We start from the raw sequence: 24,094 nt of genomic DNA, 5'->3' as shown, positions 1-24,094 counted from the left end.
TGGAACTGGGACGAGGATCGCTGCACCATCCGCACCGGCCACGGACCCGAAAACATCACCCGCCTGCGCCGCTTCGCCATCGGGCTGATCAAGACGAAATCGAAGGATTCCGTGGCGGCAACCATCGATAAACTCGCCCGTAAAGTCCGTCGTGTCTTCGACTATCTGGGCATGACGGCAAACTCCGCACCCCGCGTCGCCCAATCAGCGCCCGCCGGTTACCGTGAAACAGCGCACTTGTTGTAGGAGGCTCAACAGGACGCAATATGTTGCCTCTCCTGGCGTCCGTCCAAGCTACCGCCCCGTTTCATGGTCCGGGGTGGCGCTCCGCCATGTGCGTTAGAACGGATTCGCCGTGGCCGGCTCGGCGGCTTGCGCAACACCCCGTAGCGGGCACTCGCCCTATCGATAGCGACCAGGAAACCGCGTGCCTTGCCTGATTGGCGCCGAATCGAGAGGATCCGTCTCGACGAGCCGGGGCCTCAGGGGCGTCGCTCAGGATGTTGCGTCGGCACATGATGAGCGGGCGAAGCCGGGCCGAGAACGCAGCTGATCAGCGCCCCGCCGAGAAGGCGCGCCGAACCGAACGCAACGGCGATCCAACCGGCGGTTCGCGCCGCCCGCGCCTTGACCGCAGCCGAGCTTAGGGCTAGCGTCGGGCTGTTTGGTCCAGAGGTCGCGGGCGATCACGCCGCCATCCTCCGTTGCTCCCTGCCACGAGCGCGCGGCTGGGAATCCTCCATGCCCCCGGGAGCCGTTCGGCGAGCCTATCCGCGATTACCAAGAGTCCCGCCATGTTCACGAATCTCCGTCTGTGGGCCAATCATCTCCTCGGTTTCGGGACCGCGATCCTGATCGCCATCTCGACGCTGACCTTTTTCAATCTGCGCGGCCTGGATGATGTGATCCTGGAAGCCGAGCGCACCGAGCTGCGGCAATACGCCGAGGCCATTCGGGTCGATGTCGCGGCCGAGACCCGTCTCGCCGAGGCCATGAGTGCGCTCGTCGCCAACATCCCGGAGGTCCAGCGGCATTTCGCCGCGAGTGATCGGGACTGGCTGCAAGCACAATTGCTCCCGCCCTTCAAGGTGCTGGCGGCCGACTATGGGGCCGTCCAGTTCCAGTTCCACACACCGCCCGCCACCTCCTTTCTACGGTTGCATAAGGTCGAGCAATACGGCGACGATCTCTCCGGTTTCCGCCATTCGGTCGTGGACACCAATACGAAGCTGACGGCACAACGCGGCTTGGAGTCCGGGGTCGCCGGACTGGGTGCTCGCGGCGTGGTGCCGGTGTTCGATCAGGGACGGCACCTCGGCTCCGTCGAATTCGGCATGTCATTCGGTCCCGGCTTCTTCGCCGCCTTCAAGAAAAGCCATGGGGTGGAGGCCGGACTACATATCTTTCGCGACGGCACGATCACAACCTTTGCCATGACCAAGGGTGACAGGCCGCTCTTGGATCCAGCCAGCCTCCAGAGCGCCTATGGCGGTACCCCGCAATACAAGCAGATCGAGGTCGATGGTGTCCCCATGGCGGTCTATGCCGAGCGGGTGGATGACTATGCCGGCGCCCCGCTCGGTGTCCTGGAAGTGGCCAAGGATCGGCTGCATTACCTCGCGGTCAAGTCGCGGGTGACCAACCAGGGGTGGCTGATCGGCGGCCTGGCGTTGCTGCTCAGTCTGGCGATCGCGATCCTGACCGCGCGCGTGCTCGCGCGACGTCTCCTGCGGGTCGCGGACGGATTGAATCGCGTCGCAGCGGGCAATCTGACCGGCGAGATCCTCCTGGGAGGGCGCGACGAACTGGCGGAGCTGGCGCAGATCACCAACCAGATGCGCCATCAGTTGCATGGGCTCGTGTCGCAGGTCGAGACCCATGCCGCGTCGGTGCTGAGCGCCGCGCGCGAGATCGCCCAAGCGGTGGATGGTCAGGCGGCGACCTCCAGCGAGATGTCGACCTCGGTGGCGGAGATCACCTCGACCATGGAGGAGCTCTCCGCGTCCTCCAGCCAGATCGCCGAATATTCCGGGTCCGTGGTCGAGGTCGCCCGCCGCACCTACGATGACAGCCTCCAGGGCGCCGAGGCCATGCAGCAGCTGGTCGACAAGATGGCGGAGATCCGCCGCGACAATCAGCACTCGCTCACCGAAATCGTCGACCTCGGCAGCAAATCCAAGGAGATCTCGCGCATCATGGAGATCATCGACACGGTCGCGGATCAGACCAAGCTGATCGCCTTCAACGCCGCGCTGGAGGCATCCTCGGCGGGCGAGGCGGGCAAGCGCTTTGGGGTGGTCGCGGCGGAGATCCGCCGGCTCGCCGATTCAGTCACCGAATCCACCGGGGAGATCGCGAGAAAGGTCGGCGAGATCCAGGAATCCATCAGCCGTCTCGTGATCAGCTCGGAAAAGGGCAGCCTTGGGATCGAGCAGGGCATGGACGCCTCCTCCCGCACGGCGGCCTTCCTCCAAGAGCTGGTCCAGGCCGCGAGCGAGACCACCAGTTCCGCCCAACAGATCAGTCTCTCGACCCAACAGCAGCGAACCGCCAGCAATCAGGTCGTGGTGGCGCTCAGGGAGATCGTGATGGCCAGCTCAGACACCGCGAAGTCGGTGCGCCGGATCTCCGAGGTCGCCCAAGCGATGACCCAGCTCTCCGCGACGCTTAAGGTTGAGATGGACCGCTTCACATTGAAGGAGACGACGACGGCGTCCGACTCGGCCGACAGCGACGCGCGGATCGGCTGATGAAACCGAGCGGCAAGGAGCCGATCAGCGTGCTGGTGGTCGACGATAGCGGCTCGGCGCGGGCGCTGATTCGCGCCCTCCTGGAAGAGGATCCGGGCCTGCGGATCTGCGGCGAGGCCGAAAACGGTCGCGAGGCGGTCGAGAAGGTGCTGGCGCTCAAGCCGAACATCGTCACCATGGACTTGCAGATGCCCGAGATGGACGGCATGGCGGCCATCGAGGAGATCATGGCCGTGCGCGCGACACCCATCCTGGTGCTGTCCGACCTGGCCGATGCGCGCAACGCCATGTCGGCGGTCGAGCGCGGCGCCCTGGAAGCGACCCATAAGCCGACCATCGATGAGGGTCGCGCCCTGGCGGCCCGCCTCAAGGTGCTCGCCGGCGTCCCCGTGATCCGCCATATTCGCCGCGCACAGGCGTCCGTGGCGACGGGCGGCACGTCTCAAACCGCTGTCGCGCCGATCCTGACCGGCGTTGTCGCACGCTCGCCCAAGGCCTCCGAGGTCAGTGACCGCGCGGGCTCGGTTCAGCCGCGTGTCTTCGCGATCGCCTCATCGACCGGCGGCCCCCAGGCGCTGGCGAGCCTACTGCCAGCGCTACCGGCGGACTTCCAGTCCCCCGTCCTCATCGCGCAGCACATCTCCGAGGGCTTCGCCGAGGCCATGGCCGGTTGGCTGAACGACCTCTGCCCGCTGAACGTCGCGGTGGCTCGGGCGGGCGAGTCGCTGCGGCCAGGGTGGATCTATCTGGCCGATCCAGCCGCCCACATGACCATCACCAGCGACAACCGCATCCAGCTGACGCCCTGTGTCGAGTCGGATATCTATCACCCGAATTGCGACCGTCTGCTCGCGTCAGTGGCCGAGGTGTGCGGCTGTCACGCGGTCGGGGTGATCCTCACGGGCATGGGGCGCGACGGGGCACGCGGCATGCTCGATATCCGCCGGGCGGGAGGCATCACCATCGCTCAGGACGAGGCCAGCTCGGTGATCTTCGGCATGAATCGGGAGGCCATCCTCGCCGGCGCCGTGCAGTCGGTGCTCCCGCTGCAGGCCATCGCCAACGAGCTCGGCTGGCTCGCGCGCATCCCGCCGGCGGCATGACAAGCCCCAACGCCATGAATCTCCAATCGGTTCAGTCCTTCATCAAGGAGCACTTGGGATTGCATTTCGGCGAACAGGCCGACGCGCCCTGGCGCCGGCTGCTCGCCAACCGAATCGCCAGCGTCGGTGCCGACTCCGCCGATGCCTACCTGGCGCGTTTGCGCACCGATGAGGCTGAATTGCATGCGCTGACCAGTCTGCTCACCATCAACGAGACCTACTTCTACCGCGAACCTCAGCATCTCAAGCTCTTGACCGAGCGTCTCTGCCCCGAGCTGCTCGCGCGCAAGCCGCCGGACAGGCCCATCCGTATCCTGTCGGTCGGCTGTTCCAGTGGAGAGGAGCCCTATTCCATCCTCATGGCGCTGCGCGAACGCTATGGCGAACTCGCCGACAGTCTCTTCGATCTCAGTGCCGGCGATGTGGACCGCGAGGCCCTCGAGCGTGCCCGCGCGGGCGTCTACAACGAGTTTTCGTTCCGCGCCCTGGCCCCGGCCTTGATCGAGCGCTATTTCACGGCCGTCGAGGGTCGCCGCCGTCGCATCGATGCCGGCCTCCGCCGCCGAGTGACCTTCCATCCGCTCAACCTGCTGGCCGCTGAGTATCCCGCGGTATTGCGCGGACAAGACCTGGTGTTCTTCCGCAACGTCTCGATCTATTTCGACGCGCCGACGCGCGAGCGCGTGCTTGGCCGGCTCAAGTCGCTGCTCAATCCAGGCGGCTATCTCATCGTCGGAATCTCGGAGACCCTGGCCAACGATGTCGGCATCCTGACACTGCGCGAGTTGGACGGCGCGTTCTTCTTCGCGGACGTCATCCCGGAGCGGCCCGTCCACACACCAGCTTTCAGCGCCGGCCCCGGGTCGTCCGCGCGTCCAGCGCTGGGGCTTGACGCCACCATGCGGCCGAGACCAGCCTCGGAGGCCGATCCCGCGCTGCTCGGCGGCGGCCCATTGCACGGGGAGCCGGAGCGGCGCGAATCGGCTGTCGAGCCGAGACAGAGGATGCGGGAGCAAGGGCTGGGCGAACAGCCCCTCATCGCGCCGCCCACGGCAGAACCCAGCAAGCTTCTGGCCCCCGAGTCCGTGGAGAGGCGCTACCAAGAGGCATTGGCCTTGACCCGAGCCGAGCGCTTCGACGATGCCCTGGCTCGGCTGGCCCCGCTCTGTGCCAGCGCGTCCCCCCGCATTCAAGACCTGACGCTCCAGGCGCACCTCCTCCTCGAAGGGGACGACGCGGCCGGCGCGAGCGCGGCGGTGGCGCGCGCGCTGGCGATCGACCCCTGGTGCCTGGATGCCTTGCTGTTGTCGGGCCGCATCGCCCAGGGACAGGGCGACGCGGCGGGGGCGATCGGCCACCTGCGCCGGGCCATCTACCATCGCTCGGATGCCTGGCAGGCCCACTTCCAGCTCGCCGAACTCTACCGCGAGGGCGGACACTGGGATCAGGCGCGGCGTGAGTATCGGATCGTGCTGCGTCAATTGGAGCGGCCGGACCGGTCACGGCCCGACCCACCCAGCGGCGAACCCGGCGCGCGGGTCGCGGACAGCGCGCGAGACCACAGTCCGCTGCCATTCCCCTACGCGCTTCGGGATCTACGCCTGCTCTGCCAGACCCGCCTGTCCCGACTCGACGCGACCCCGGGCTGAGGCGCGAGCATGGCCCTGGATATCAAGAAATTCCTCGGTCGCTTTACCGGTGAGGCGCGCGATCACCTGGCGCGACTCGAGGGCGGGCTGACGGCGCTGTCCGCCGGCGACGGGCTCGACGGCGAAACCATCAACGGGCTCTTTCGCGCCGCGCACACCATCAAGGGCTCCGCGCGCATGCTCAAGCTCGACAGCATCGCGGAGACCGCCCATCAGTTGGAGGAGGTGCTGGGGGCGCTGCGCGATGGCAAGCTCCAGCAGCCTCCCGAGCTTGGCAGCCTCTTGATGCGGGGCGTGGATGCCATCAGTGCACTCGTCGAGCAGGTGGAGCCGAGCGGCGGACAGCTCCCGCCCGCGGACCAGTCGCTCTGCGCCGCGCTCGCCCAGGCCGCGGCCGGCACGCCCCCCGCCGCCGCTGCCGAGAGTCCGGGCGCGACCAATCAGCCAGATCCAGATCCAGAGCCAGAGTTGGATATTCCTCCATCCGCTCCCGCCGCCGCGTCGTCCGCCGGCGTTCGCGCCCCAGAGACCGTGCGCGTACGCCTGGAGAAGCTCGACGAGCTCATCAAGCTGATGGGCGAGGTCGTCTCCGGCCAGACCAAGCTCCGCCAGCAGCTCCTGCACGCACGGGCCTTGGATGCCGCCTTTCAGTCGCTCCTGAGTGAGTCGCATGGTGCGCAGGGCGTCGACACGGCACGGCTGGCCGAGCAGACGGCGGCCTTACACCGCTTTACCCTGGGTCTGCGCGACCTGGTCATGGAAGAGGAGCTGCTGAGCGGCGACCTCAACGACCGGGCCTTGATCATGCGCATGCTGCCCTTGGCCATCGTCTTCGATCCCATCGCCAGGGTTGCCCGCGAACTGGGCCGCGACTTGGGCAAGGAGGTGCACTGCGAGATCAGCGGTGGCGAGATCGAGCTGGATCGCCATCTCATCGACCGCCTGAGCGATGTCCTGGTGCATCTTCTGCGCAACGCCATCGATCACGGGATCGAGTCTGCGCAAGAGCGCCAGGCCGCGGGCAAGCCGCGGCTCGGGCGGATTCGCCTGTCGGCGCGCCAGGAAGGGGTGGGGGTCCTGATCGAGATCGGCGATGACGGTCGCGGGCTGGATCGCGACAGGATCCTCGCCAAGGCAGTACAAAAGGGCCTGATCGAGCCCGCGCGCGCGACCGGGATCAACGACGATCAGGTCGCGGAGCTGATCTTCCAGCCCGGTTTCAGCACCAGCGCCATCATCACCGACGTCTCCGGTCGCGGCGTGGGGATGGACGTGGTCAAGCGCACCATCGTCGATGACCTGCAGGGCGTGGTGTCGGTCTCCAGTCGCCCAGGGGCGGGTGCCCTGATGCGCATCCAGCTCCCAGTGTCGCTCGCCGTCATGCGGATCCTAGTGTTCCAGGCCGCGGGCAAGGCGTTCGGGCTCACCGCCCAGCATGTCGCGGAGCTGATCCGGGTCCCCAAGGGGGAGACCATCGAGGTCGCCGGTCGTCCAGCCATCGTGCTGCGCAACGAATTCCTGCCCCTGATCCCCCTGGCGGAGCTCCTGCGCCTCGATGACTCCGCGCCAGGCGCGGGTGAGACCGCGCTGGATCGGCGCCCTGGTGGCAAGGCCCATCTGGTGGTTGTGATCAAGATCCATGAGTCCAAGCTGGGGCTGGTCGTGGACCGGCTCATCGACGAGCGTGACATGGTCATCAAACCCCTGCCCGAGCACCTGCGCGGCCTGGGCCTGGTGGCCGGGATCGTGGTCACCGGGACCGATGAGCTGGTCAGCGTCCTGCAGGCCCCGGCTCTGCTGGCCGCCGCGCGCCGCGCGCGCGGGGAGGCGCTGAGCGCACCGGAGCAAAGCCGCGCGCGCGACACGCCCGCGGGAGGGCAGCAGATCCTGGTCGTCGACGACTCGCGAAACACCCGCGAAATCGAGAAAGAGATCCTGGAGGCCCATGGCTACCGCGTCACGCTGGCCGAGGATGGGCTGGAAGGCTGGCAGAAGGCCTTGAGCGGTCACTTCGACGCGGTGCTGACCGACATTGACATGCCCGCCATGGACGGTTTTTCGCTCACCGCCCGGCTGCGGGAGAACGATCGCTATCGCGGTATCCCCATCGTCATCGTCACCTCCCGGCAGAAGGAGGAAGACAAGCAGCGCGGCATTCAGGTGGGGGCCGATGCCTATATCGTGAAGGGCGATTTCAATCAGTCCAGTCTGGTTGAGACGCTGCAAAATCTGCTAGGGTGAATTGACTCGGCGCGGCCCGATCGGCCGGCGGTCTTCCTTTGGATGGGTGGGCGCGCGCGAGCCAAACGCTCAAAGCCCGGGCGCGGCGCAACGATGCGGCCTGTCACCGCAATCCTGATCACCGATGGAGATGTGGAAGCCGATGCGTATTCTGGTCGTCGATGACGATCCCCTGGCCGGGGAGATGACGGTGGCCGTCCTGGAGGACGCCGGACATGAATGCCAGCTCGTCGAGCAGGGCCTGGAGGCATTGGAGGCGCTCAGCGACGCCACGCCCTTCGAGCTCGTGGTCGCGGATATGCACATGCCCCTGATGAACGGGCTGGAGCTCTTCGAGGAGATGCGCGGTCAAGGGCTGATGATGCCCTTCGTGCTGCTCACCGGTGACGATCCGCGGCCGCTGGCGGCGCGCCAGCCTGGGCTGCTGGCGTGCCTCATGAAGGACAGCTCGATGGAGGTCAACCTGCCCCGCGTCATCGCGCGGCGCTAGCGCACGGGCGACCGAGATGGCGAGCGGCAAGAACGAATCCTTCCGAGAGCGCAAACAGCGGCTGCGTCAATCCTTTGTCGCGCAGTTCCCGGAACGGCTCGCCCAGGCGCGCGAACTCCTCGCCCGCCTGAGGAGCGGAAGCGACCAGCGTGAGGCGCTCGAGAGGCTCCATCTCGTCTTGCACACCCTCAAGGGCTCTGGCGCCTCCTTTGGTTTCGATGCCATCAACGCGCCGGCCAAGGCCGCCGAGCACGCGCTGCGCGGCGTGCTGGATCAGGACGCGCGGGTGACGGACCGGCTGATCCTCGCGCTGGAGCAGGCATTAGGCGCCCTGGAAGGACTCGATCTCGCGCTTGAGCTCCCCGCCGCCCCTGAGTCGTGGCCGCGCTTCGAGATTCCCGCCCGTCACGCGGTCGAGGGCGACACCCGTGAGCGTCGCCAGCGCCTGGTCTATCTGTGCGACGACGATCCGATCATCGCCCAGGAGCTGTCCGGTCAACTGAGCTGTTTCGGTTATCAGATCATCCCGTTCGTGACCTTGGACAGCCTGCGGCAGGCCTTCCGGCGTGAACGGCCGAGCGCGATCATCATGGATGTCATCTTCCCGGAAGGTCAGGACGCGGGTCCCACGGCCATCGCTGCGCTGAACGCCGGCATTGACCAGCCGGTTCCCTGCATCTTCATGTCGAGCCGGGACGACTTCAGTGCCCGCTTGCGAGCGGTCCAGTCCGGTGGCAACGCTTACTGCCCCAAGCCGGTCAAGGCCGTCGAGCTGGCGGAGATTCTCGACCAACTGACCAACCCCGGAGCCACCGAGCCCTTCCATATTCTGATCGTGGATGACGACCCGGACGTCGCCCAGTTTTTTTCCATGGTGCTGGAAGAGGCGGGGATGGTCACGCGGGTGGCGAACGAACCCGCGCGCGTGCCCGGTGCGCTCGATGGTTTCAACGCCGATCTGGTCTTGATGGACCTCTACATGCCCAACTGCTCGGGTCCAGACTTGGCTCGGGTGCTGCGCCAGATGCCCGGGCATCTCAGTCTGCCGATCATCTACGTCTCCGCGGAGACCAATCTCGATCGCCAGTTCAAGGCATTGGAGGTCGGCGCCGACGGCTTCCTCACCAAGCCGCTCGAACCCGCGCGGCTGGTCGCCGAGGTCCATCTGCGCGCGGAGCGCATGCGTATCCTGCGCTCGCTGATGATCCGCGACGGCCTGACCGGTCTGTTCAACCACAACACCATCCTCCAGTTGCTGGATGTCGCCCTGGCCTCTTGCCGTCGGAATCAGACCAGCCTCTGCATGGCCATGATCGACGTCGATCACTTCAAGTCCGTCAACGATACCCATGGTCATCCGGCCGGAGATCAGGTGCTAAGGGCGCTGGGTCGCACGCTGCGCCTTCGACTGCGCGAGGTCGATCTGGTGGGACGCTATGGCGGGGAAGAGTTCGCGATCATCCTGGTCGGCGTGGATGCCGTGCATGCAAAGGAGATCATGGACGAATTGCGGGCGGATTTCGCCGAGGTGTCCTTTTTCGCCGATGACGTTGAATTCCATTGCGCCTTCAGTGGCGGTATCGCCGCCTACCCGCAATTCACCAGTGCCTCGGCCTTGGTCGATGCCGCGGATCGAGCGCTCTATCAGGCCAAGCGCGCCGGTCGGAATCGGGTCGAGATCGCCACGACCACGGCTGAGCTGGCGGATGCGCCGCCCAGCGAGCCAATGGGCGGACATGCAAGGGAGGGCCTGAATTCGAAGGCGTCATCCTCCGGTGTGGAGATGCGCGATGAGCACTAGCAGCACGACCAAGGGCCGCGAAGAAGACCAATTGGCCGCGCTACTCGAGCAGCGTCGGGATGCCGATCAGGGCATCCTCGAGGTCGAGGCAGCGACCGTCAAGCTGGTGATCTTTGCGATCGACGAGTCGCTCTTCGCCTTTTCGGGAGCCAATGTCGCCGAAATCCTGCCGCTGACGACCATTCACTTCGTGCCGGGTTGCCCGCCTTCACTGGAAGGCGTGATCAACGTCCGTGGCGATATCACCTCGGTGATCCGCCTTGGCGATCTGCTCGGACGCCCGCACGCGCCCGACAGCCGGCGCGCGGCGATCCTGTTGGGACAGAGTCGCGCCGAGGATGATGAAGCGCCCATGCGCAGCGGCCTGCGCGTCGACCGGGTGGAGGATGTCCTGGACATCCCCGAGGCATCCATTCGACCGCCGACCGACACCCTGCCGGAGCAACTGCGGGGTCTGGCCACCGGTCTTTTCCAATACCGTGGCGAGGTGGTCATCGCCCTGGATCTGGAGCGGCTGTTTCACGACTACCGCGGCGCACTGCGGTAACCGCCATGCCCGCGGCGACAGACCAGCAAAGGCCAGAGGCGAGCGAAACGGCAGAGTCGCGCGGGATCGATCTGGTGCGCTTCCGCGCCGGCGGTCTGACGCTTGCCGTGGAAGCGGCCAAGGTGCGCGGCATGCGCGAAACCCAGGGCTCGCTCGCCCCCAGGCTGGCCGACCTGCTCCATATCCAGGAATCACCGGCGACGGCCGCTCCCCCGGAGCGTCTGTTGGAATTCGCCCATCCCGAGGGGCCGCACAGCCTGCGGGTGGACGAGCCGGTCGTCCACTGCCGTCTCCCCGCCAGCGCCCTGCGGCCCCTGCCGCCGCTGCTGGCGGCCCGCCAGGGTCTCGCCTGCATTCGCGCCCTGGCCTGCGTGGGGCAGCCGCCCGATGAAGTGCTGATCATTGTTCTCGATGCCTGGCGCTTGCCCCGACTTGTCACGTCAGCGGACGACGAAGACCCGCCGGACGATGGCCCATCGAACCCGCCGGCCTTGATCCGGCAGATCGGGGATTAGCAACTCAGGTGGGTTGCGAGGACAACGGAATCGGACAGGCTCCTGGCATCAGACCAATTCCAGATAGCGGGCCGCGATGGCACGCCAATCCAGAGGCCGCACGAACGCCCGCGCGGCCTCGCCCAAGCGCCGGCGTGTCTCCTCGTCGGCCAGGAGATCCGCCACGGCCTGGGCGAAGGCGTCAGGTTCATCTGCAATGCGCAGATGCCGATCAGGCTCGACCGGGATGCCTTCAGCCCCCTTGGCGGTGCTGACCACGGCGAGACCGGCCGCGAAATAGTCGAGGATCTTCATGCGTGTCCCGCCGCCCTGCTGCAGCGGGACCACGGCGAGGTCGGCCGCCTTGAGATAGGGCGCCACGGCGTCGACCGGGCCGGTGAATCGGATCTGGGGATGGAGCGCCCGCGCTGGCGGGTAGGCGCCGATCGCAAGCACCGTCGCCCGCACGCCCGCGCGCTCCAGCCGTGGCAGGATCTCCGCCGCCATGACCTCCATGGCCTCCAGATTGGGCGGATAGAGGTAGATCCCGTGGTAGACCAGGATCCGCCGATCGCGGGGAATGTCGAAGAGCGCATGGAGATCCAGCGTCTCGGCGCGCTCGAACTGATCGAGATCGACGCCGTGCGGGATGACATGCACGCGCTTGGGGTCGATCCCGTCGGCCAGCAGGCGCTGGCGATCGGCCTCGGAGACCGTGATGACCGCATCGGAACGCTCGCACCAAGCCAGCTCGATCTTGCGCAGCATGGCGTAGCCGTGCGGCGGCAGATCCTTGGTCTGGTCCGCGAGGCGTTGGTACTCGATATTGTGCTCGACCAGGAGCGCCCGGCCGCCCAGCAGGTCCCGCGCCCAGACGCTTGCCCGCCCGTAGGCGGGGAACTCGGCCTGATAGGTCCGGGCGCCCGTCTTGAGGGCGAGATAGAGGGTGCGGACGATGAAGCTCCAATCCGCGACCGGAATGTAGAGGAAGGCGTCGTCGCGCGGAATGCCGGATGCGGCAAGGAAGTCGCGCACACGCCCCTCGTCCGGCCCGATTCCCCGCAGCCAGCGGGGAAAACGCCGCTCCTCGAAGACCCCCTTGCGCACGAGCCAATAGGTTGCGCGTTGCTCGCTCACCAGATAGACGGCGCCGACCGAGTAGGACAGCCCCCAGGCCGTGCGATCGATCTTGACGGCGGCCCCATGATTCGCCGGGCGAATATCCGCGCGCGAGATCAAGATCACGGCATCGCTGCGGCGCAGACTCCCGACCGCGCGGATCAGCCCTTTCAGCACGGGCTTCGCCAGCGGGCGAACCACTGCCTTCAGCCCGCGCAGCCCGGGGGCCAGCAGCGCGACGGGGCTCCTGCCGCGCCCGGTGTCGGCGCGCTCGGGCCGATCCGGCTCGACGGGTGCCGTGGCCTCGGGGGCCATCGCGGTATCGGCCTCAACCAGCCCCAGCCCGAGCAGGGGTTCCCCGAGCGGGATCCTGCGCGGCGACCGCAGAAAGGCCAGGAGCGGCTCGATGGTGTTCGCGTAGTGGAAGCGCTCCGCGACCAAACGCTGGGCGTTCGCGGACTTCTCGGCGACGCGCTCCGGATGGGCGATGATCTCGCGGATGACGCCGTCGAGTTCATCCTGACCCTCGACCACCCAGCCGGCGTCATAGTCGCGCACCGCGACCGCCAGCTCCATGTAGGCGTTGCAGATGAGCGGCAGCCCGTTGCGCAGGAACTCCATGGCGCGGAAGGATTGGCTATGCCAGCGTTCGGGATTCTCGTCGGCCAGCTCCACGCCGATGTGGCAGCGGGTGCGGAGAAAGCGCTGCATCTCGCCATAGGGCAGCAGGGGATAGTCCCTCACCGGGCCGTCCGCGCGGGCGGATTCGGGCGAGCCGCTGCGCGCCGCGCCGCCGGCGTCCGCCGCGTAGACATAGCTGCCCGAGAACAAGGCCAGCTCTTCCGTGCCCCTTCCATGGCGTCGCAGCGCGCGCACCAGGTGATCGAACCAGTCCTGGGTCCGCCGCCAAGGCCAGGAGACCCCGCCCGACACCAGCCGCAAGACCTCCTCGGCGGCGCCCTCATCGGTCTCGGCGGGGCCTTCGACGGAGATCGGCAGGACATCGATGGGTGCCGCGCCCCGGCAGTCGATGCCGGCGAGGATCAGCCAGGCGAGCAGGAAACTGGCCTGGCGCTGATTGCCGACGAGGAAGCGATCGGCCCGGCGATAGCAGGCCAGCGTGCGCCGGACCTCGTTGGGGAGATCCAGGTGCTCCTGGTACATGGCCTCCAGAATCCGCGGCGCCACGACATCCAGGACGATCGGCAGATCCAGATCCTCTGGCAAGGACTCGATCAGTTCCCAATAGCCGATGAGGAGCGCTGCGGGCGACTCCTGCGCGATGAGGCTCGCCAGGGTGTCCGCATCCGCGTAGGTCCGCACCCGAATGCCAGGACGCGGCGCCGGATCCCTCGGCGCCCCCAGGTCCGCCGGGTAGACGTGGACGACCTCGATCCCGGCCTGCGCGAGGCCAAGCGCCAGGAAATAGGCGCGCACACTGTTGCCGGAGGCGACCCCGGTCGGGTCGAGATAGGCCCCGTGGGTGATGAGCAGAACCTTCACGCCCAAGGCTCCGCCAGCAGGCGTGCCAGGGTCGCGCGGGCGGTCTGGCGGGAGAAATGCTGCTCGATGTTGGTCAGCCCTTGCGCGGAGAGCCGCGCCCAAAGGGCGGGGTCGCTGTAGAGGCGCGTGACGGCCGCGGCGAAGGCGGCGCCGTCCTCCCCGACGAGGATGTCCTCTCCGGGGGTGAGGAACATGCCCTCGGCGGCACAGGCGGTCGCCACCACGGGCACGCCGTAGGCCATGCTCATATTGATCTTTCCCTTGACGCCCGCCCCATAACGCAGCGGCGCGATCGACAGGCGTGCGCGCTCGAAATAGGGGGTGACGTCCTCGACGTAGCCGGTCACGTGCAGACCCCGTTCCGGATCGTCCAGGGCCAGCACCTCGCGCGTCGGTCGGCTGCCGATGATGAAGGTGGGCACCTGACCGATCTCGGCCTGAACCAGCGGCAGCACCTCCTGAACGTAATAGCGCACGGCGTCGACATTGGGGTCGTGATTGAAACCGCCGATGAAGAGGATGGCGTCGCGCGCCTCGAACGGCGCATGCGTCGGATGCAGGTCGTGGATGTTGCTCAGGATCTCCACGCGGACCTCGGGCACCTCGGCCGCGAGCAGATCCTGCTCGATGTGACTGACGACCAGCGTGAGATCCGCGCGCCGCATGAGGTCGAGCTCCTGGCGTTTGCGCTGCTCGGCGAGCTTGGACGCGGCCGGGTCGCCGCGCAGATCCGCCTCGCGCTGCTCGCGCAGGAAGTGCAGATCCACGGTATCGAACCACAGCCGCGCCTGGGGCGCATGCAGCCGCGTGGCGTCGAGGAGGGCGCTGGCAACCAGGACGCGGCTGAGGATGACCAGGTCGTACTCGGCACCGCGGCGACGCAGAAAGTCCTGAATGGAGGGCGTCTGGGGTGCGTGCAGCACCTCGATCCCGCGCCGCTGCAGCAGCGGACCATAGGGCTCGCCGTATTCCAGGTTGGAGGGCGCGAAGGTCACATGCCAGTCCTGCTCCAGGAAGGTCTCCAGCAGGTTGAACATCCGCAGCGAGCCCGAGTCCTGATCCGGGGTCAGCATCACGGCGTCCACGACCAGCAGCCGACGCCGGGCGTGCCCCATGAGACCCGCGTGGGCTGGAGCGCGGGACAGCGGCGCGGGAATGACGGCCGTGACCTCCGGCTGATAGAGGAGCGTCCAGCCCTGCGTCTGCATCGCGGCGCAGAGATCCTCCACGCCAACGGCCGCCGCCAACCGATCGCCCCCCGCATCGAGCAAGGCCTGCCGGCTCAAGAGGAAGCAGGCATCGGAGCCCGCGTCGACCTTGCGCAGGAAGTTGTACTCCGGGGCCAGGATATCCTGGCCCGCGCCGATCGGGAGCATGGCGCCGTCGCGCGTCCGCAGGCTGCCGGCCATGACCAAACGCCCGTCCGTCCCCATCACCTTCACGCAGACGCCACCCGCCGGCGCATCGCCGAGGCGCGTATCCTGGGCGGTCTGGATCATCCGCGCGAGCCAGTCGTTCGGCTCGATGTTGACGCAGGAGAGGAGCAGCAGCCAGTCCCCGGCGGATGCCGCCAAGGCCGCGGACACGGCCTGCGCCGCACTCGCGTCCCCATCCAGCGGCACGCGACGCAGCCCTGGCAGCCGGTCCTTCAGCGGCCCGAGGATGGGATGGCCCTTGGGGTAGTGGAGCAGCAGCTCGAACGGCGGAACATGATGACCCTGGGCCAGGGCCTTCAGTAGCCGAACGCTGTCCGGCGCGACGCGGGTCGGATCCAGCAGGATGGTCACGACGGGCTGGGAATTCGGTTCGAGACCGATGGAGGCCAATTCGAGGACCAGCCAAAGATCCCTGATGCTCGGCTCCTGACAAGGGCGGGAGCGGCGTCGCTTGCACAGCAGCGAGCGCACGACGACAGCGAGCCCGTAGGCCTGCGCGGTCTGGGACAGATTCCTGGCATGCGACACCCACCGGACAAGGGGACGCCGGATCCTCCCCAGGACGGCCTTGGCCAGCCGATAGGGGCGTCTGAACGGCGCGCCGACGAGCGCGAGAGCCTTCAGGAAACGGCCGTGCAACGACCGATAGCGCGCCAGCTCGTCCCGACACCCAAAGGCATCCGTCAGGCTCTGGACACCCAGTATCTCGAGCAGCTCGCGATCCGCCTCACGCGCCGACTCCAGGCTGCGCCGCCGCGCGTCAGCGCTCAGAATGCGCTCGTGCAGCGTCGCGATCTGCTGCTCCACCGCGCGCTTGTCCGCCGCGAGGATGCTGTGTCGCATCTTCCACTGCTCGAGGTCGAAGGTCGCCGCACTGAGCTGCTCGCTCAGCACCGCGTGCTTGCGCGCACTCTCCTCGCGCAGCTCCTCGTACATGCTGCGGTGCTTGGCGTAGTCGACGATGCCCAGCAACTGCTCCAGGGTCCAGCGCGGGCGCCATTTCTCGAAGATGGCGGCAAGGCCGGGGTCGAGCTGCTCGTCATCCTCACGCAATCCGAAACCGCTCGTGTGCGCGATGCGATAGACGGCACTCACATGATCGACATGGATCAGCGGGGTCAGCGCACTCAACTGGAGCCAGAAATCCCAGTCCTCATAGACGTCCAGTCGCTCATCGAAGCCTAGCGACTCGCCAAGCAGGCGACGCGCGAAGAGCACGGCGTGGATGGGCAGATAGTTCTCGATCAGCAGACGCAGCGGGTCATAGGGCGCGTTGAAGGTGTGCAGCACGGGCCAGTCGCCGTCCGGGGTCTCGCCGCGGCAGACCACGCCGGCATAGGCGGCCGCGGCGCCCTCGCCGCCGCGAACGGCCTCCACCAACCCGGCGATGTGCTCGGGCAGCAACCAGTCGTCATCGTCGAGGAAAAGGATGTAGTCGCCACGCGCCTGCGACAGGCCCAGGTTCGCCGCGGCACCGCGGCGCAGGGGAGCGCCGGCCGACGCGGTGCGCATGGCGAATTCGCCGCAGCGCTCGGGCCGCCCGAGCTGGTCGCGACCTTGCACATCGACCAGGATCACTTCGATGCCGCGATAGGTTTGGGCGGCGATGGAGTCCAACGCCTGATCCAGGGTGTCGCGGTTGGCCGTGCGGACGATGATGGAAACGAGCGGCTCGGTGTGCGCGGCATGCGCCGGATCGCTCGCGCGAGGGCGGCTCAGCCCAGGGGTCGTGTCGGTGATCCGCGCCGCCGTCGTCAGCCGAAAGCCCTCGGCGTCCGAGCCAGCCGCCGCGAGCCCAAAGGCGCGCACGGCATCCAGCGCGAGGGTCTGCCGCATCAGCGGCTCGGCGTCCTGGCGGACGTCCAGGCTGCTCATCGCGCGGCGTTTGAGGTCGAGCGTCTCAGTGATGCCGACCACATGGCTGAGCGGCATGGGCGAACCCAGCTCGTAGACCGCCAGCTCGCCGCCAACGCCGGCGCGCCTCAGCGCCTCGCGGGCCGTGAGTCCGAGCTTGGCCCGTCGCGGGTCGGGGTCGTCCACGCCGGGCGCATAGAGCCGCGCCGGGGCGCGGGCCTGAAGCGCCTGAATCAGGCGCCGAACGGCCGACTCGTCATAGACGAAGGGACTGGCCGGCAGGCTCCAGACCTCTGGCCCCTGATAGCCGAGGCAGGCTCCGGCGGCGCGGCAGGCCTCCACGACCGCGGGATCCTCCGCGCCATCGCTCAGCACCAGGACCGCGACCGCGTGCCCACGGGCGGCATGGAGCGCCAGGGTGCCGCCGCAGCCGAAGACCTCGTCGCCAGGATAGGCCGCCAAGGCCAGGACTGGGCCGGTATCCACTGCCATGATCGGCAGAGGCTGGAGATGCGGGGTTTCGCGAGTAAGCATGCAGGCAGCGGGTCGGCGTCGGTGTTGATCGGACTGAATGCCGTCTGGCCGTCGGATGATACACCAAGGCAGAGCGGTAGATCGGCCGCGTTGCGTTCGCGCAACGCTCGAGCCCATTGAACGTCGCCGACGCGCCTGGAGCTTAACGAGCTGCGGGGCCGGCGCGCTGTGGCGCGCATGCCGCCTGGCCTGCCGCGACGCCGTTCGCGACCGCGCAAACCTGGTCGACAAGGCGAGAGAATGCTGTCAATGTCGTTGATTGGACGAGAGGCGGCTCAAGGCCCCGCCCGCGCGCAAGCGCTGGGCGGCCTCGAACTCCTCATCGGTCATCTGGCAGCCGACGACCTCACGCAGACGCTCGGCATCTCGGTCGCCCTGATCCATCGCCAGCGACAGCCAGAAGTGCGCCTGCGCCAGATCGATGACCACACCCCGGCCCTCGGCATAGATGAGACCCAGGGCGTACTGGGCATCGATCTCGCCACGCTCTGCCGCGGCACGAATGGGCGCGACCTTGGAGGGGTCGTTGCGCAGCAGGATGAGGTCTTTGAGGAAGCTGTTATCACGCATGGGGACGCCTGTCGGAATCGCATTTCGAAATCGATTGGTCGGGATCGGGCATCCACAGACCCGAGTCCGGTGGAAGCGGCGCATGATCATCGGGCACCATTATGGACTGGGGAGCCATTGGGGACATCCCGGTTTCCCAGCCTTGGAGCCGGCTGCTACCATCGCCACCGCACGAGCACAGGCAACCGAACCAGCCATGTCGATCGCTCGACCCATTCCGCGCGGCAAGGCACCGACGTGCGGAGCCAACCAGGAGCAAGCCCTCCATGTCTCTGATCAGCCCCTTCGCCGGCCTGCGTCCAGCGCCCGGCCGCGCCGCCGATGTCGCCGCCCCGCCCTATGACGTCATGAGCGCCAGCGAGGCCAGACGCATGGTCGAGGGGCGACCCTGGAGTTTCCTCCACATCTCGCGGCCCGAAGTCGACCTGCCCGAGGGCTCGGATCCCTATGCGCACGCCGTCTATGCGAAGGCGCGCGAGAACCTCGAGCGCATGCGCTCCGCTGGCGTACTGGCCCGCGACCCGAGCCCGAGATACTACGCCTACCGCCTGACCATGGGCGATCACCAGCAAACCGGCTTGGTCGCGGCGGCCTCGGTGCGGGCCTACGACAGCAACCGCATCAAGAAGCATGAGCTCACCCGCCCCGTCAAGGAGGACGACCGCGTCCGCCAGATCGAGGCGTTGGACGCCCAGACCGGCCCGGTCTTCCTGGTCTACCGCGCCAACAGGGCGATCGACGACCTGCTCGCGCGCCTCTGCGCAGCGCCGCCGGAGGTTGAGGTGACGGCAGCCGACAGCGTCCGCCATGAGCTTTGGTGTATCGCCAGCGCCGATGACATCGCCTTTCTCACCCAGGCGTTCGATGCGCTGGACGCGCTCTATGTCGCCGACGGCCATCATCGCTCGGCCGCGGCTTCGCGCGTCGCCGCCAACCGCCGGTCGGCGGCGGGCGACCAGGGCGACAGCGGCTTCCTATCCGTCATCTTCCCGCACGATCAGATGCAGATCCTCGACTACAACCGCGTCGTCAAAGACCTCAACGGCCTGAGCGCGGACGCCTTCCTGGCCCGTTTGCACGATGCCTTCAGGGTCACCCGCGCCGAGACGCCGGTGAAGCCTGGCGAGCCGGGCAGCTTTGGCATGTACCTGCAAGGCGCCTGGTACCGGCTGCACCTGGACCCGAGCCGCATCCCAAGTGACGACCCTGTCGCAAAACTTGACGTGAGCCTTCTGCAGAATCATCTCATCGGCCCGATTCTGGGCATCGCCGACCCTCGACGCGACGAGCGCATCGATTTCGTGGGCGGCATCCGTGGGCTGGAGGGCTTGGTCGCGCGCGTCGACTCGGGCGAGATGGCGGTCGCCTTCGCCCTGTACCCCACAAGCATGGTCGACCTCATGAGCGTCGCCGACGCGGGCGAGGTCATGCCGCCGAAATCCACCTGGTTCGAGCCCAAGCTGGCGGATGGTCTCGTGAGCCTCGTCCTGGACTAGCGACGCGCACCCATCCGACCCTCGCAGCCGGCGACGTCCGCCAGCGGACGGGCGCCGGCTGCCGGAGGCCTTAACCTGGATGCGGCGGTTGGACGGCCTCCGGGGTGGGTCAGCAGACAACCTCGATCTCTAAGACGACCAAGGCGTTACACAAAGCGCGGAGCGCTCAACTGCCGGATCTAGGTTTAAACATGGTGAAACCGAACTACAACCTTCCCGACCAGGACACGGACGATCGCACCGCCATCCGTCACTGGCTGACCAACCTTGCGACGCACTATCCGGCCGACGAGGTCGCGCAGGTCGCCACGGCCTGCGAGGCGATCGCGGACTGTCACGGCGACCGCCACATCGAGACGGGCGAGACGCATGTGCGCCACGCCGTCTCCACCGCGGACATCCTGGTCAGCCTGCGCATGGACCACGAGACCCTGATCGCGGCGCTCCTCAACGGCTGCCTCGACCACGGCGACATCACCGAGGCCCAGCTGCTGGAGCGCTTCGGGCCGGGGATCACCCGCATGATCGGCGACCTCGCGCGTATCGGCCAGATCGCCAACGTCGACGCCATCATCGCGGACAAGGACCAGCCGCAGCACGAAGAGAACCTGCGCCGACTCCTGCTCGGCATCGCCGAGGACGTGCGCGTCGTCCTGGTCGTGCTCGCCGAGCGCGTGCACCTGATGCGCGCCATCAAGAACCTGGAGCCCGCGCGCCGCACCAAGATCGCGCGTGATACCCAGCGCATCTATGCCCCGCTCGCTAACCGCCTGGGCATCTGGCAGGTCAAATGGGAGCTGGAGGACCTGACGCTGCGCTACCTCCAGCCGGAGGATTACAAGCGCATCGCCACACTGTTGGCCGAACGTCGCGAGGAACGCGAGCAGTACATCGCCGCCGTCATCCAGACCCTGCGCGAGAAGTTCGCCGAGGCCGGTATCCAGGCCGAGATCAGCGGCCGGCCCAAGCACATCTACAGCATCTGGAAGAAGATGCAACGCAAGGCCGTGGACATCGGGGAGATCTTCGACCTGCGCGCGGTGCGGATCATGGTCCACACGGTGGCGGACTGCTATGCCGCGCTCGGCGTGGTGCATGGCCTCTGGAAGCACATCCCCAAGGAGTTCGACGACTACATCGCCACCCCCAAGGGCAATCTGTATCAGTCCCTGCACACGGCGGTGATCGGCCCGGAGGACAAGTCGCTGGAGGTGCAGATCCGCACCTATGACATGCACCGCCATGCCGAATTCGGTGTCGCCGCCCACTGGGCCTACAAAGAGGCCAAGGGCCACGACGCCGCCTTCCAGCGCCGCGTGGTCTGGATGCGCAACTGGCTGGAGCTGAAGAACGAGGGTGACGAAGCGGCCGACTTCGTCGAACGCTTCAAGGCGGAGCTGGAACCGGTCCATATCTACGTGCTCACGCCCCAATCCAAGGTGGTCGAGTTGACCAAGGGCGCGACGCCGCTCGATTTCGCCTATGCCATCCACTCCGAGATCGGCAACCGCTGCCGCGGCGCACGGGTCAACGACCGCATCGTTCCCTTGAACTATCGCCTCGACAGCGGCGACGTGGTCGAGATCCTGACCCAGAAGAACGCCGCCCCCAGCCGCGACTGGTTGAGCCCGCATCACGGCTATCTGACCACGGCGCGCGCGCGCAACCGCGTGCGCCAGTGGTTCAAGCAGCAGCACTTCGACCAACACCTGCACGAGGGCCGCGCCGCACTCGAGCGCGAGATCGCCCGGCTCGGCATCGTCGAGAAGCCCCAGCTGGACGAACTGGCGCCCAAATTCAATTTCAAGCGCGGCGACGACGTGCTCGCGGCCATTGGGCGCGGCGATCTGGCCGTGGGGCTGGTTGCCCGCAAGGTTGGCGAGCCCAAGTCCGAAGAGGCCAAGGCGAAGGAGGCCGAGCCGAAACCGCGCGCCCCGTCCAGACACAAGCCATCCAGCGGCGGCGTCATCGTCGAGGGCGTCGACGACCTCATGACCCAGATGGCCCAATGCTGCAAACCGGTGCCGCACGACGCGATCATCGGCTTCGTGACCCGAGGGCGCGGCGTGACCATCCACCGCAAAAGCTGCAGCAATGTGCGTCACCTGCCGGCCGACGAGGCCGAACGGCTGATCCAGGTGCGCTGGGCCGACCAGCCGACCGAGTCCAGCTACCCGGTCGACCTCCTGGTCATCGCCTCCGACCGCAAGGGGCTGCTGCGCGACGTCACCTCCATCTTCTCGGACGACGACGTGGACGTGGTGGGAGTCAACACCCACTCGGAGAGGAGCACGGACACTGCGTCCATGCGCTTCACCCTCGAGGTGAAGGACATGGGCCAGGTCGAGCGGCTCATGGGCAAGCTCCAGCAACTGCCCGAGGTGCTCAGTGTCAGGCGCTCAGTCTGATGCGCGGGGCGGCATGAGCAGGTCAGCCGACATCACCGCCGCGAACCTGGACGCCATCGCGGCCAGGTTCGAAACGGACAAGCCCGCGCGCGCCATCACGCCGCTGGGGCGTGGGCTGATCAACGACACCTTCCGGGTCGAAACCGCCGGCGAGAGCTATGTGCTTCAACGCATCAACGGCGAGGTCTTTCCGCACCCCGAGCAGATCATGGCCAATCTGCTCGCGCTCAGCGAACTGCTGGCCGATGCCGACGCGGGTGGTCTGCGCATCCCGCACATCGTCCTCACCGGCGATGGCGTCGCCTTCGCACGCGATCAGGCGGGCGCGCTCTGGCGGATGATGGAGCTGATCCCGGACGCCAGGAATCTGGCGGGGATCGAGAGCGCGGAGGAGGCCCAGGAGGTCGGTCGGGTGCTCGGCGCCTTCCATCGCGTCACCGCAGCCTTACCGGTCGCGCGTTTCGGCGTCTCGCTGCCGGGGTTCCACGATACGCCCGCCTATCTGCGGCGGCTGGAGCAGACGGCGTCCGAGCGGAGGCATCAAAACGCAATCGGTGAGGCCGAGGAGCCGCTGGCATTCGTCGATCAACACCGGGACCTGGCGGGCCTGCTGGCCGGTGCGGAGCGCGTGGGACGGATCCGGCGGCGCATCACGCACGGCGATCCCAAGCTCGACAATATCCTCTTCTCCACGGGCAGCCCCAAAGCCCTGGCGCTCATCGATCTGGACACCATCCAGCCAGGACTCCCGCAGCACGACCTGGGGGACTGCCTGCGCTCCTGCTGCAACCGCGGCGGCGAGGGTGCGCCGGATCCAGGCGACACGCATTTCGACCTGGAGATCTGCGAAGGCATTCTGCGGGGTTACGCCGCGGAGACCCGCGGACTGCTCGGCGCCGGGGACATCGCCAGCCTCTACGACGCGATTCGCTCGGTGCCCTTTGAACTCGGACTGCGGTTCCTGACCGATCATCTCGACGGCAACCGCTACTTCCGCATCGACTACCCAGGTCAGAACCTGCTCAAGGCACGCATCCAGCTTGCACTGGTCGCGGACATCGAAGCCAAGGAGCCATCGCTGCGGAGCATGATCGAGGAGGTCTTCGGCGGGGACGGCAGATGACGCGGCCCTACTGGGCGGACGCTTGCAACTCCTTGTGCCGACGCAGGATGTAGCGCCCAAGCAGATCCTTGGTATTGTCCTCCAGCGGCTCGAAACAGATGCCGAGCTGAACCCGTTTGTCGTCGAGCTGGGTGTGCCGTACCACATAGCCGAGCAGGCGGACGAATTCGGCCTCACCGGGCAGAACCAGCCGGAGATCCGTCAGCGGCTGACTCAGGTTCGGAATATGATCGGCCGGCTGCTCGATCGCCATGCCGGTGTAGGACAGGTTCACTACGCGCGGACGCTCCAGCAGACCGCTCTGATCCACCAGTTGCATCTCGTCGTCGCTCGCGGACGACACCCGCCAGCTGCGCGAGCGCTCGCCGCCTTCCAGGATCTCCGGGATGCCGACCTCGAGGGTCATCTCGCCGGTATCCACGCGCGCGCGCGGCTTGAGCGGGAAGCGCAGCCGATGGCCTTGCCAGCCCGCCTGCAGCTCGATTCGCGGGCTGTCGGAGAAGGCTTCGATCAGGCCGGCGGCATCCTCGGAGACGCGCAGCCACCCACCGACCTCCTCCGGCTCGTGCTCCGGCTGGGCGAAGAGTTGCTGGATGTAGTCCAGCTCCTCGGAGGAAAGGATCTCCTTACTGCGTGATGCCACAAGAAGTCACCAGATCGTTAAGTCGCCAGATCGTTAGGCGATTTCCGGGAAAAAAACAGACCCGCGGTTCCGATCCCGTAGGATGGGCAAAGCCCTGGCGATGCGCTGCTTTCGGAGTGCCGAGGGTCGCGGGGCGTGCCCATCATCCCAGCTCGGCGTCTTGCAAGATGGGCACGTCCGTCTGGCGTCGAGCTTGGGCGCGAGCCCAGAGCGCGGACGTTGCCCATCCTACCGATCCGGATCTATGTGGGTAAGATCATTTCCGGAAATTGCCTTATCTCGCCAGGTCGTCAGAAAGGAGGCACCCAGGCATGGTATCCGCCCCTCGCGCGA

General features: G+C 67.2%; 16 protein-coding genes. 12 read left to right on the top strand and 4 right to left on the bottom strand.

The annotated features are described in order from the left end of the window. The 9 genes from CKO23_RS15555 to CKO23_RS15515 all read left to right on the top strand — a co-directional run. Nucleotides 1-246, top strand: a 246-nt coding sequence (locus CKO23_RS15555; RefSeq protein ID WP_200329707.1) for a hypothetical protein, incomplete at its 5' end; no start/stop codon positions are given. Between the two features lie 548 nt (nucleotides 247-794). Then, nucleotides 795-2,750: a methyl-accepting chemotaxis protein gene (locus tag CKO23_RS15550; RefSeq protein WP_200332736.1), complete on the top strand. Its 1,956-nt coding sequence runs from the start codon at nucleotides 795-797 to the stop codon at nucleotides 2,748-2,750. After that, nucleotides 2,750-3,853 carry a chemotaxis-specific protein-glutamate methyltransferase CheB gene (gene cheB, locus CKO23_RS15545; protein WP_200332735.1) on the top strand — a complete coding sequence of 368 codons (1,104 nt, stop codon included), beginning with the start codon at nucleotides 2,750-2,752 and terminating at the stop codon, nucleotides 3,851-3,853. The genes CKO23_RS15550 and cheB overlap by 1 nt, the downstream gene beginning before the upstream one ends. Before the next feature lie 14 nt (nucleotides 3,854-3,867). After that, nucleotides 3,868-5,502, top strand: coding sequence for a CheR family methyltransferase (locus CKO23_RS15540; protein WP_200332734.1), 1,635 nt, complete (start codon nucleotides 3,868-3,870; stop codon nucleotides 5,500-5,502). A 9-nt stretch (nucleotides 5,503-5,511) separates the two neighbouring features. Next, a complete protein-coding gene (locus CKO23_RS15535; protein ID WP_200332733.1) occupies nucleotides 5,512-7,743 on the top strand; it encodes a hybrid sensor histidine kinase/response regulator in 2,232 nt (743 codons plus the stop codon). A 142-nt stretch (nucleotides 7,744-7,885) separates the two neighbouring features. Beyond that, on the top strand, nucleotides 7,886-8,233 hold the full coding sequence (locus CKO23_RS15530; protein ID WP_200332732.1) for a response regulator: 348 nt from the start codon (nucleotides 7,886-7,888) through the stop codon (nucleotides 8,231-8,233). A gap of 16 nt (nucleotides 8,234-8,249) precedes the next feature. Beyond that, nucleotides 8,250-10,034 (top strand): GGDEF domain-containing response regulator, encoded by a 1,785-nt coding sequence (locus CKO23_RS15525; RefSeq protein ID WP_200332731.1) that lies wholly within the window; start codon nucleotides 8,250-8,252, stop codon nucleotides 10,032-10,034. Then, nucleotides 10,024-10,581, top strand: a complete 558-nt coding sequence (locus CKO23_RS15520) for a chemotaxis protein CheW (RefSeq protein ID WP_200332730.1) — start codon at nucleotides 10,024-10,026, stop codon at nucleotides 10,579-10,581. Before CKO23_RS15525 ends, CKO23_RS15520 begins: the two co-directional genes overlap by 11 nt. A 5-nt stretch (nucleotides 10,582-10,586) precedes the next feature. Further along, nucleotides 10,587-11,096: a hypothetical protein gene (locus tag CKO23_RS15515; protein ID WP_200332729.1), complete on the top strand. Its 510-nt coding sequence runs from the start codon at nucleotides 10,587-10,589 to the stop codon at nucleotides 11,094-11,096. A gap of 48 nt (nucleotides 11,097-11,144) precedes the next feature. Here CKO23_RS15515 and CKO23_RS15510 read toward each other — a convergent pair whose 3' ends face one another. The 3 genes from CKO23_RS15510 to CKO23_RS15500 form a co-directional block, all read right to left on the bottom strand. Next, nucleotides 11,145-13,697, bottom strand: coding sequence for a glycosyltransferase (locus CKO23_RS15510; RefSeq protein ID WP_200332728.1), 2,553 nt, complete (start codon nucleotides 13,695-13,697; stop codon nucleotides 11,145-11,147). Continuing rightward, a complete protein-coding gene (locus CKO23_RS15505; RefSeq protein ID WP_200332727.1) occupies nucleotides 13,694-17,473 on the bottom strand; it encodes a glycosyltransferase in 3,780 nt (1,259 codons plus the stop codon). Before CKO23_RS15505 ends, CKO23_RS15510 begins: the two co-directional genes overlap by 4 nt. A gap of 294 nt (nucleotides 17,474-17,767) precedes the next feature. After that, nucleotides 17,768-18,091: a sel1 repeat family protein gene (locus CKO23_RS15500; protein WP_200332726.1), complete on the bottom strand. Its 324-nt coding sequence runs from the start codon at nucleotides 18,089-18,091 to the stop codon at nucleotides 17,768-17,770. A gap of 266 nt (nucleotides 18,092-18,357) precedes the next feature. On the opposite strand from CKO23_RS15500, the gene CKO23_RS15495 reads away from it, so the two are divergent. The 3 genes from CKO23_RS15495 (at nucleotide 18,358) to CKO23_RS15485 (ending at nucleotide 23,118) form a co-directional block, all read left to right on the top strand. Further along, nucleotides 18,358-19,587, top strand: a complete 1,230-nt coding sequence (locus CKO23_RS15495) for a DUF1015 domain-containing protein (protein ID WP_200332725.1) — start codon at nucleotides 18,358-18,360, stop codon at nucleotides 19,585-19,587. A 191-nt stretch (nucleotides 19,588-19,778) separates the two neighbouring features. After that, nucleotides 19,779-21,995: a RelA/SpoT family protein gene (locus CKO23_RS15490; protein WP_200332724.1), complete on the top strand. Its 2,217-nt coding sequence runs from the start codon at nucleotides 19,779-19,781 to the stop codon at nucleotides 21,993-21,995. A gap of 13 nt (nucleotides 21,996-22,008) precedes the next feature. Then, the gene (locus CKO23_RS15485) at nucleotides 22,009-23,118 is read left to right on the top strand and encodes a phosphotransferase enzyme family protein (protein ID WP_200332723.1); all 1,110 of its coding nucleotides are present in this window, start codon (nucleotides 22,009-22,011) and stop codon (nucleotides 23,116-23,118) included. A gap of 7 nt (nucleotides 23,119-23,125) precedes the next feature. Here the strand turns inward: CKO23_RS15485 and CKO23_RS15480 are convergent, their stop codons facing one another. Beyond that, a complete protein-coding gene (locus tag CKO23_RS15480; protein WP_200332722.1) occupies nucleotides 23,126-23,761 on the bottom strand; it encodes a PilZ domain-containing protein in 636 nt (211 codons plus the stop codon). Nucleotides 23,762-24,094 lie beyond the last annotated feature (333 nt).

Source organism: Thiocystis violacea (genome assembly GCF_016583565.1).
GTDB lineage: Bacteria > Pseudomonadota > Gammaproteobacteria > Chromatiales > Chromatiaceae > Thiorhodococcus > Thiorhodococcus violaceus_A.
Note: the sequence above shows the minus strand (reverse complement) of the source record. Positions and strands in the feature narration are given on the sequence as shown.